Annotated in this window: 8 protein-coding genes and 2 pseudogenes; 4 read left to right on the top strand and 6 right to left on the bottom strand. The window is 71.2% G+C overall.

Features of this window, described 5'->3' with window-relative positions; genetic code table 11:
• Nucleotides 1-201: 201 nt before the first annotated feature.
• Both ACIOGZ_RS41705 and ACIOGZ_RS41700 read right to left on the bottom strand, forming a co-directional pair.
• On the bottom strand, nt 202-531 hold the full coding sequence (locus ACIOGZ_RS41705) for a hypothetical protein (protein ID WP_363589716.1): 330 nt from the start codon (nt 529-531) through the stop codon (nt 202-204).
• On the bottom strand, nt 524-847 hold the full coding sequence (locus ACIOGZ_RS41700) for a hypothetical protein (RefSeq protein WP_400812552.1): 324 nt from the start codon (nt 845-847) through the stop codon (nt 524-526). The genes ACIOGZ_RS41705 and ACIOGZ_RS41700 overlap by 8 nt, the downstream gene beginning before the upstream one ends.
• A gap of 660 nt (nt 848-1,507) precedes the next feature.
• Between ACIOGZ_RS41700 and ACIOGZ_RS41695 the strand changes: the two genes are divergently transcribed.
• From ACIOGZ_RS41695 to ACIOGZ_RS41680, 4 genes and pseudogenes are all read left to right on the top strand, one after another.
• The gene (locus tag ACIOGZ_RS41695) at nt 1,508-2,530 is read left to right on the top strand and encodes a polyprenyl synthetase family protein (RefSeq protein ID WP_400989881.1); all 1,023 of its coding nucleotides are present in this window, start codon (nt 1,508-1,510) and stop codon (nt 2,528-2,530) included.
• A gap of 102 nt (nt 2,531-2,632) precedes the next feature.
• A pseudogene (locus ACIOGZ_RS41690) lies at nt 2,633-2,922 on the top strand (flavodoxin-dependent (E)-4-hydroxy-3-methylbut-2-enyl-diphosphate synthase); the annotation flags it as partial.
• A 155-nt stretch (nt 2,923-3,077) separates the two neighbouring features.
• Nucleotides 3,078-4,112 carry a hypothetical protein gene (locus tag ACIOGZ_RS41685; protein WP_400989879.1) on the top strand — a complete coding sequence of 345 codons (1,035 nt, stop codon included), beginning with the start codon at nt 3,078-3,080 and terminating at the stop codon, nt 4,110-4,112.
• A 148-nt stretch (nt 4,113-4,260) separates the two neighbouring features.
• Nucleotides 4,261-5,637, top strand: a complete 1,377-nt coding sequence (locus ACIOGZ_RS41680; protein ID WP_400989876.1) for a cytochrome P450 — start codon at nt 4,261-4,263, stop codon at nt 5,635-5,637.
• A 349-nt stretch (nt 5,638-5,986) separates the two neighbouring features.
• Here the strand turns inward: ACIOGZ_RS41680 and ACIOGZ_RS41675 are convergent, their stop codons facing one another.
• The 4 genes and pseudogenes from ACIOGZ_RS41675 to ACIOGZ_RS41660 all read right to left on the bottom strand — a co-directional run.
• On the bottom strand, nt 5,987-7,006 hold the full coding sequence (locus tag ACIOGZ_RS41675) for a terpene synthase family protein (RefSeq protein ID WP_363589588.1): 1,020 nt from the start codon (nt 7,004-7,006) through the stop codon (nt 5,987-5,989).
• A 300-nt stretch (nt 7,007-7,306) separates the two neighbouring features.
• Nucleotides 7,307-8,254: a 4-(cytidine 5'-diphospho)-2-C-methyl-D-erythritol kinase gene (locus ACIOGZ_RS41670; protein ID WP_400989874.1), complete on the bottom strand. Its 948-nt coding sequence runs from the start codon at nt 8,252-8,254 to the stop codon at nt 7,307-7,309.
• Nucleotides 8,251-9,492: a 1-deoxy-D-xylulose-5-phosphate reductoisomerase gene (gene dxr / locus ACIOGZ_RS41665; protein ID WP_363589592.1), complete on the bottom strand. Its 1,242-nt coding sequence runs from the start codon at nt 9,490-9,492 to the stop codon at nt 8,251-8,253. The genes ACIOGZ_RS41670 and dxr overlap by 4 nt, the downstream gene beginning before the upstream one ends.
• A 55-nt stretch (nt 9,493-9,547) precedes the next feature.
• A pseudogene (locus tag ACIOGZ_RS41660) lies at nt 9,548-9,820 on the bottom strand (2-oxoacid:ferredoxin oxidoreductase subunit beta); the annotation flags it as partial.

Below are 9,820 nucleotides of genomic sequence, written 5' to 3'. Positions count from 1 at the left end.
GGGCGCCGCAACTCGTCGGCGAGCAGACGCCCCAGGACCCCCGAGACGTAGAGCGCACGAGCGGACACACAGCCTCCAGAGACAGGGCGGCCACGCACGGGCCGATACCGGGAACAGCGCGTCGAGCAAGGAGAGAGCCGCGTTGCCCCGGCTTTCCCCCCGGTTGCCCGGTGCCGTTTCGTCTGTCTCTTGTCCGGTGTCCTACGTGGTCCGGCCGGTCGGGAGGCCGTCGCGGACGGCGGCGGACAACAGTTCCGCTGCGCCCGCTGTCGGCCCGGGCACGAGTGTGGCGAGGAGTGCCTGGACGAGGACCTGGTAGGTGCACTCGCCGCCGCTGCTGTCCCGGGCCCGGAACCGGAGACCGCTGCGCACGTCGTCGGCCAGCTCGGCCAGGGAGACCGGCCGGTAGGTGAGCGCGTCCACCAGCAGCCCGTTCTCTGCCCGGACCAGCTGGCGTTCCACCTCCGCGTCGGTCGGCGGGCCGGACACACCGGCACTGCCGACCCCGTTGTGGTTCTTCGGGTCAGTCATGTGTCGGCGAAGCCTTGGACAGGCGGGCGAGCTCTTCCCGCAGGGCGGCCAGTTCCGCCCGCAGGCCCGCCAGCTCCGCCCCTTCGTCTCTCTCGCCCCCGCCACCCGCAGGGCGACGAGGGGTGTCATCGGAGGGCTTGCCCCCCGTGTTCTCCTTCAACGGGTCGTTCTCCTCCAGCAGGTCGATGATGGCGTCACGGAGGTTGCACTCCAGCTCCGCCGCGCGCTCGATGAGTTCGTCGGCGATCTCTTTGGCGTCGTCGACGATGGTGCGCAGGGACTGGATGATGCCGCGTCGCGGCCGGGACTCACTCATGAGGGGGTGTTCCTCACTGCTGGGGTGTGAGCACGCGAGAAGGCCTGATCGCCCGCGATCCTCCGGGTCGGTGGCCGAAGGTTCGGACGGAAAGCGTTCAGTTCTCTGAGTGCACGCCAGTACGCACCTCGGTGGCAACCCCGCGTGCGGGGGGCTCGGGAGGCAACGAGTTCCGGCCGCCGGTGCCGCGCGCGCCGTACACGCGCCCGCTGCCCCGGCCGTGACCGTTTCCCGCCGCCCCGACACCCGCGGGAAGTCCGCGGGATCGGGTGGTAGCGCGAAGACGGGAACGGGGCCGCCGGGTCGGCCGCGCGACGGTCGACACGGGGACCGTGCCGGACCCAGGCGCGCGCCGTCGGCCCCAAATGCCTTCCCCATCAGGGATGTTCATGGAGGGGATGGCCCGTCGCATGGTTCCGGCGGCCACCGACCTGCGGTGCGACGGGTGTAGGAGTGGAGGCCGGGACGAGGGCGCGAGCCGGAGCCGGCCGTGCTCCGATGTCCGGGCCGCACGCCGTACCGGGACAGCTGTGGATCTGTTGGCATAGAGACCATCGCGCTGAACGTTTACGAAAGCGGTCGGCAAGGACCCGTCGTGCCCGGCCGGACCCGCCACCTCCCGCCCGATCCTGACGCACTGCCACCCGAAGGCGAGGCCCGGTGTCCGACGAACCCCGTGACTGCGAACGCATCCTGGCACACAGCGCGGACACCGTCAGGCCGTTGATCCGCACCCAGGTCAACCGCCTGCCCGCGCACATCCGTCACCTCGCCGGACTGCACTTCGGCTGGTGGACCGACGACCGCGTCCACCTCGACCACCCGACCGACGGCAAGGCCCTGCGCCCGGCCCTCACCCTCCTGGCCTGCCGGGCCGTCGGCGGCGACCCGGCAGCGGCCCGTCCCGGGGCCGTGGCCGTGGAACTCGTCCACAACGCCAGCCTGCTGCACGACGACATCATCGACCACGACCGGATGCGCCGCCACCGACCCGCCCTGTGGGCGGCCAAGGGGATCCCGGCGGCGATCCTCGCCGGCGACGCCCTGTTCTTCGCCGCCGTCCGGGCCCTGGCCGAGGCCCCCCGCGCGGAACAGACGATCCCCGTCCTCCTGGAGAGCGTCCAACTGCTGATCGAGGGCGAGTACCTCGACATCCTCCTGGAGACCGGTACCGACGTCAGCGAGGACCGGGCCCTGGCGGTGGCGGCGGGCAAGACCGGCGAACTCTTCGCCGCCGCCTGCGCGCTGGGCGCCATCGCCGGCGGCGCCGACCCGCAGCGCGCCGCCCACCTGCGGGCCTTCGGCCGACACCTGGGCATCGCCTTCCAGTGCATCGACGACCTGCTCGGCATCTGGGGCGACGAGCAGGCCACCGGCAAACCCGCGCTGTCCGACCTGCGACGGCGCAAGGTCTCCCTGCCGGTGGCTGCCGCCATGGCCGGACACACCCCGCAGGCCGAAGCCCTGCGCGGCCTCTACCGCCAGAGCACCCCGCCAGGCGACGAGGAGTGCCGCCACGCGGCCAAGCTGATCGAGCAGACCGGCGCCAGGGACTGGACCCTGTACCGGGCCCGCCGCCACAGCGCCGACGCCCACGAGCACCTCGCCCTGGCCCGGCCCACGCCCGCGGCGGCCGCCGAGCTCGCCACCCTGGCCGAGATGATCAGCCGCCGCGACCACTGACCCGCGAACTCCCCGCCCCACCGGCCGGAACACCCCGAGCACCACCAAGGCCGCCCCCGACTCCCTCGCCGGCACCACCCTCCCGAGCCCGCAGGAGCGACCATGGCCTCGACCGATCTGGGGCTTCCCCAACCGCCCCGCGCACCCCAACACGCCGCCACTGCCGGAAGATCCACGTCGGCACCGTCCCCGTGGGCGGCGACGCACCCATCTCCGTCCAGACCATGACCACCACCCCGACCGCCGACGTCGACGCCACGCTCCGGCAGATCGCCGAGATCACCGCCGCCGGCTGCGCCGCGGTGCGCGTCAACCCCGGCAACATCCGCAAGTTCGACGACAAGGTCCGCGAGATCGCCCACGCCGCCCAGGCAGTGAACGTGCCGATCCGCACCGTCCCCGAGAACCGGATCGTCGAAGCCCTCCTCGACGAGGCCCTCAGCCTGACCGGGGGAAGCCGGCGACCGACCCACTGAACCCCTCGGGCCGGCCCCTCACCACCGCCACCGTCCGCACGTTCCGCATGTTCCGCAGCAAAGGGGTACCCATGACCGGGACATCCGCGCACAGTTCCTCCGCGGCGTTCAGGCTGCCGCCGCTCTACTGTCCGCTGGAGCCGTCCTCGCACCCGGAAGCCGACGTGATCGACAAGCGGGCGGCGCAGTGGATGAACCACTGCCCCATCCCGCAGGACCCGGCCGAGCGGGCCGCGGCCTTCGTGGCCAACAGCAGTCCCCAGGGACACGCCGAACGCCTGGAAGCCACCGGCCGCTGGTACTTCTACGCCTTCGCCCTGGACGACTGGTTCGAAGCCTGCCCGTCCCTGCACGACGTCATCGACGTGTGCGGCGCGATGCAGCGGGCGTTGGAGGCTCCGGACACGGCCCTGCTGGACACCCCGTTCATGCCCGCCTACCTCGACATCGTCCGCACCTTCCGGGACTTCGCCACACCGCTGCAGTACAACCGTCTCACCGCCGGTTACCGCATCTACCACCAGTGCATCCCCTGGGAGGCGAGCTACCGGCTGCGGGACCACCTGCCCGACCTCAACACCCAACTGGTCCTGCGCCTGGGCGTGTCCGGGTTCGAGGCCTTCTTCGCCATGATCGAGGTCTGCAACGCCCAGGAGATGCCCGCACGGGAGTACGACGACCCCGCCCTGCGGGCCCTGCGGGAGATCGTCGGCCTGCTCCTGCTGTGGATCAACGACCTCTCCTCCTTCGCCAAGGACGCCCGCGCCGTGGACGGACAGAACAACCTCGTCATCGGCCTCATGAACGAACTGGGCTGCACCCAGGCCCAGGCCGTCGTCCAGGCCATCACCATCTGGAACCGCAGCATGGCCCTCTTCCTCGGGCTGCGCGACCAACTGGCCGCCCACGCAAGCCCGCAGCTGCGGCACTTCCTCACCGACCTCGGCAACATGGTCGCCAACGTCGTCCACTGGCACCGCGACAACCCGCGCTACGCGATGGCCGCCCCCGCCCTGGAGGTCACCGCCAGCCCGCCGCCCGGACTCGACCCCGCCCCGCTGAGCTACCCCTCCATCGCCTGGTGGTGGCAGCACCTCACCCCGTGAACCCCGTCGCCCCACACCCAGGACACCTCGCACGGTGCCGGGCCGCTCCCGCTCGCCACGCCTGCTCCTCTAGGAGTCCCGCATGAACCCGGAACCCTCCCGCCAGACACCGCCTCCGCAGGGCGGTGGACCCCGCAGTCTGACGCAGGTGCCCACGCTGCCCGGGCGCGTACCCCTGATCGGCCATCTGCTGCAGCTGTGGCTCGATCCGCTGGCGTTCCTGCAGTCGGTGGAGCACGCCGGGGACATCGTGCGGGTCGACCTGGGCTGCCTGCCCGTGTACTTCCTCACCACCCCGGACCTCGTCCACCAGGCCCTGGTGACCCACGCCCGGGTGTTCGGCAAGGGCAGGTTCTTCGAGCGGGCCCGCGCTGCCCTCGGCGACGGGCTGGCGACGACCGACAGCGAGGTGAACGCCCGCCAGCGGCGACTGGTGCAACCCGCGCTTCACCGCACGCGCATCACGGCGGTCTACGCCCAGGTCATGGAACGGCGTGCGCGGTCCTTGGCGATGTCCTGGCAGCCGGACGAGATCGTCAGGGTGGACCGGGCGATGCACGAGCTGACCGCGGGGATCGTGGCCGAGTCGCTCTTCTCCTCCGGGCTCAGCCAGGCCGCGCTCGATGAGGTGTGGCGGTCCCTGCAAGTCCTGTCACGGGGTGTGGTCGTGCGGGCGGTCGCCCCCGCGGTCCTCGACCGGCTTCCGATCCCGCTCAACAGCGGGTTCAGCGACGCAGGCGTCCGCCTGCGCCGGATCATCGACGAGGTGATCCGGCACGCGCGTACCGACGGGGCCGGCCGTGACGACCTGCTGACGAAGCTGCTGGAGGCCCGGGACACCGAGACGGGCGAAGCCATGACCGATGCGGAGATCCGCGACCAGCTCATCACACTGCTGCTCGCGGGAACCGAGACCACGGCCACCACGCTGGCGTGGGTCTTCCACGAACTGGCCCGGCACCCCGACATCGAAGCGCGCGTCCAGGCCGAAGTGGACGAAGTGGTCGGTACCGGGCCGGTCAACGTCGCCGACCTGCATCGCCTCGAGTACCTGGACCGGGTGCTGCAGGAGGTCACCCGCCTGTACGCGCTCGTACTGATCACCCGAAAGGCCACCTCGACGGTCACGCTCGGCGGCGTCACGTTCCCCGCCGGAACCGAGGTCGCGTACAGCCAGTACGCCCTGCACCGCGATCCGCGGACGTACCCGGACCCGGAGCGGTTCGATCCCGACCGATGGCTCCCCGGCCGATCGCGGCAGGGAACGCCCTTCCCCTTCGGCAAGGGGAAGTACAAATGCCCGGGCGAAGCGTTCGCATGGGCCGAGATGCTCATCTCGGTGGCGACGGTCACCGCCCGTTGGCGGCTCGTTCCGGCACCGGGCTCCACGGTCAAGCCGGTCCTGGCCGAAATGTCCCGGCCGAACGCACTGCCGATGATCGCCGTCCCCCGGCTGACCGTTCCGCGGACGCCACAACCCGGGACGGGTGAACCTACGGCCCGTGAGCAATCCGACCGGCCGTGATCGTCCGCGAACCGGCCTCCGTGGCGCTGGCGCCCCACCGCCGTCCCGCCCCGCTCAGCGGTCTGATCGAGAAAGGCCCCCGATGACGATGCGCGGGTCCTCGCAACCGACAGCCTCCGACTCGGTACACCGCCCAGGTCCTGCCGGGGGCCCTGCGGCGGGGTGGGGGCCAGCTGGTCGATGTCGGGGACGGCGGATGTCACCGGGGGTTCCCCTTTCCCGGGAGCGGTAGGCCGTAGTCGGGTCGGCGTCGGGGAACACCATCGGATCGGCCGCTGACCTGTCGAGGGGGTTCCGGTACGGCTTGGCATGATGGACGTGTCGTCAGTCTGGCCAGTTTCTTCCCTGGTCAGGCTTCGGCAGGGTCGGGGTTGAGCTCCGGGACGGGGATGTCGACGGGGCCGGTCGGGGTGTCGTAGCGTCCGGTTTCCAGCTGCCAGGCCAGGCCACCGCCGATGCAGTGGTACGCCGCTTCCAGCCAGCGCCAGGCAATGCCCTGCTCGGACCGGGACAGCTGGAGTTCGTCCATGATGGCCGGGAGCCGGTGCTGGACGGCGAGGGCGTCCCGGCACACGGCTTGGTACAGGGCGTGGGTCCGGTCCACCGCCTCCTGCATGTCGTGGGTCTCATGCCAGTAGAAGACGTAGACCAGGTTGTTCACCGGGTGGAATTGGGTTTCCATGGCCAGCGAGTTCATTTCGTTGGACCACGCGATGATGTTGCTCAGGTCGGTGGTGAGCTGATCGATCTCCTTGTGCCTGATGAACCGCTCGGGCGGCGTGGCCCGGACCGCGTACTCGACGAGGTCGACGGTCATCTTCATGCCGGAGGTCCACAGCCGATTGGACGTGAACTCCGCGAGGCCGGGGATGCGGTCCTCGATGCGCAGGCCGGTCTCCCACAGGTAGCCGTGGAGCCAGAGATCGCAGTGCTCGATGAAGCTGTCGCACCAGGGTGCCGGCATTGCGGCGAAGAGCTCGCCACGCAGGTGGTAGAGCGTCCAGTTGCGCAGGTCCGAGTGCTCAGGCCGGCGTCCCCGGAAGACTTCGCGGGTGGCCTCGATGGTGCGTCGGGTGCCGGGCAGGTCATGGCCGAGCGGGCCGTTGAACTGGTCGTCGTAGTAGAAGTACCACCACATCCAGCGGTTGAGGTGCTCGCAGTCCTCCAGGCCTGAGGCGGGGTACTCCAGTGAGGTGAGACGGCCGCTGTTGAGACCGTGATGGTAGGACTCGATGGTGGAGTCGTCGATTCCCATCTGCCTCGCCCAGGGCTCCTCGCTTCGGATCACCATGTGCTCGAAGGGGGCCGGGCGAACCGGCAGGGGTATCTCGTAGGTCGGAAGAGTGACGGTGACTCGTTGCTTCCACATGGTGCGGCTTCACTCCTGTCGCGGATCGTGGTGTGGTGCGTGGGTCGATGGGCGGAGGCCGCTGTGCGCCGGCCCCGCGCTCGCGGCGAGCCGGCCCTTCTCTGCGCCGGTTCGGTGCGTGGCCCTCGCCGTGGCCTGGCGGCTTCGGTACGGGTGTGCCCGGGCCAGGCGGGTTTCCTCGTCACGGCCCGTGCGGGTTCGCGCACCCGACGGGCCGGGCGCGGCCGTCGTGTGTCCGGTAAGCCCCGGCGAACTCCCTCGATGGCACCTTTCTTCGCCGCGAGGCTGTTGAATCCCAGCTCAGCGGGTGGTGATGTGCGCGCCCGGGGCGGGGCCGCTGACGGTGCGGACGCGGCGGACGGCCTTGGAGGTGGCGAGGGCGCGGGCCACGGACTTTGCCGTGTGGGCGTCCGCGGCCAGGAAGGCACAGGTGGGGCCGGAGCCGGAGACGATCGAACCCAGGGCGCCTGCGGTCCTTCCGGTGTGGAGGGTGGCGGCCAGCGCGGGGTGGAGGGAGAGGGCTGCTGGTTGGAGGTCGTTGACGAGCGCTGCGCCGAGTGCGGTGGCATCGCCGGTCTTCAACGCGGCGAGCAGGGCCGGATCGGCGGGAGGTTGCGGGCTGGGGTGGGCGTCGGCGTGGCGCAGGGTGTGGAGGCGGTCGTGTTCCGCGTAGACGGCCGGGGTGGCGAGTTCTCCGTGGGCGAGGGCGAGGACCCAGTGGAGGGGGCCGGTGACGGGCAGGTCGGTGAGGATCTCGCCGCGGCCCCGGCCGAGGGCGGCGTGGCCCAGGAGGGCGAAGGGTACGTCGCTGCCCAGTTCGGTGGCGAGGGCGTGGAGTTGGGCAGGGGTAGCCCGGGTGTTCCACAGGGCGTTGCAGGCGAGGAGGGTGGCGGCGGCGTCGGCGCTGCCGCCGGCCATGCCTCCGGCGACGGGGATCCGCTTGGTGACGTGCAGGGCCACTCCGGCGTCGGTCCCGTGGTGTTCGCGGAGGAGCTGTGCGGCGCGTACGGCGAGGTTGGTGGCGTCCGTCGGCACCCGTTGTGCGTCGGTGCCAATGACGGTGACGGTGGTTCGCCCGGTGGCGGCGAGTGTGGCCGTGACGGTGTCGTGGAGTGCGACGGCGAGGAACACGGTGGTGAGTGCGTGGTAGCCGTCAGGGCGGCGGGCGCCTACGGAGAGCTGGACGTTGATCTTCCCCGGCGCCGTCGCGGTGACGCTACGGGGCGTTGGAGGCGTGGCCGTGTTCATGTGGTCGACAGCTCTCTGGCCTGAGTGCGGGCCCAGGTCTCGGCCTTGCGGACGTCCGCCAGGGTGAGGGCGGCGCTGGGGACGGGGCGGGAGGTGGCGTGCAGGACGCGGCGGACGGTGTCCACGATCGCGGTGAACGGGATGCGGCCGGTCAGGAAGAGACGGACGCATTCCTCGTTCGCGGCGTTGAGGACGGCCGGGGCGAGGCCGCCTTCGTCGCCTGCCTGACGGGCGAGGGAGACGGCGGGGAAGGTCTCGGTGTCCAGCGGGAAGAACTCCCAGGTGGCAGCGGTGGACCAGTCGCAGGCGGGTGCGGCGTCGCGGATCCGGTCGGGCCAGCCCAGGCCGAGCGCGAGCGGGATGCGCATGTCGGGCGGGCTGGCCTGGGCCAGGGTGGAGCCGTCGGCGTACTCGACCATGGAGTGCACGACGGACTGCGGGTGGACGACGACGGCGATGCGCGACAGCGGCACGTCGAAGAGGAGGTGGGCCTCGATGACTTCGAGGCCCTTGTTCATGAGGGTCGCGGAGTTGACGGTGACCAGCGGGCCCATGTTCCAGGTGGGGTGGGCGAGGGCCTGGTCGACCGTCACCCGGTCGAGTCGGCTCCGGGTGTAGCCGCGGAAGGGACCGCCGCTGGCGGTCAGGATGAGTCGGCGCACCTCGCGGCGCTGGCCGCCGCGCAGGCACTGGAGCAGTGCGGAGTGCTCGGAGTCCACGGGGATCACCTGGCCGGGTCGGGCGAGTCTTCGGACGAGGGGGCCGCCGGCGATCAGGGACTCCTTGTTGGCCAGGACGAGTCGTGCCCCGGATTCCAGGGCGGCCAGGGTGGGGGCGAGTCCGATCGAGCCGCTGATGCCGTTCAGGACGCGGTGGCAGCCGATGGCCGCGACCTGGGTGGCGGCCTCCGGTCCGGCCAGGACGCGGGGCAGCCGCCGTCCGTTCGCCTGGGACTTCAGGGCCAGGCGCAGGGCCGGTGCGGCCTCGCGCCGGGAGGTGGCCACGGTCTCGACACCGAGGTCGAGGGCCTGTTGGGCCAGCAGTGGCAGGTTGCGCGTGCCCGCGGCCAGTGCCACGGCGCGTAGGCGGTCGGGATTGCGGCGGATCACGTCGACGGCCTGGGTGCCGATCGATCCGGTGGATCCCAGGACGGCTACGTCCCGTCGCCCCAGCGGCGGATCACCGGGGAGGTGGATGTCGGCGATGGCCATGGGGGCGTGGGTCCCGGGAACTGCCATGGATCTTCGTCCTGTCTGTTCGTACTGTGCCGGGGTGATCGGGTGTGCTTGCTCTTCAGGCGACGGTCCAGGAATCGGTTCCGGTGAGCAGCGTGGTGAGGCAGCCAGTGCCCATCTGCTGTGAAGCAATGGCAAGTTGACCTGCCATCAGCTCGTCGTAGACGGGTCGGTGGACGTCGCGCAGGACGCCGATCGGGGTGTGGTGGAGGGTGTCGGCGTCGGCGATCCGGGAGAGCGCGAAGGCGGTGGCCGGGTTGGCCGCGTGGGCGTCGTGGACCAGGACCCGCGCCTCGTTGTCCGCGGTCACCGGCGCGGTGAACAGCTCGCC

The organism is Kitasatospora sp. NPDC088160 (assembly GCF_044741445.1).
GTDB lineage: Bacteria > Actinomycetota > Actinomycetes > Streptomycetales > Streptomycetaceae > Kitasatospora.
Note: the sequence above shows the minus strand (reverse complement) of the source record. Positions and strands in the feature narration are given on the sequence as shown.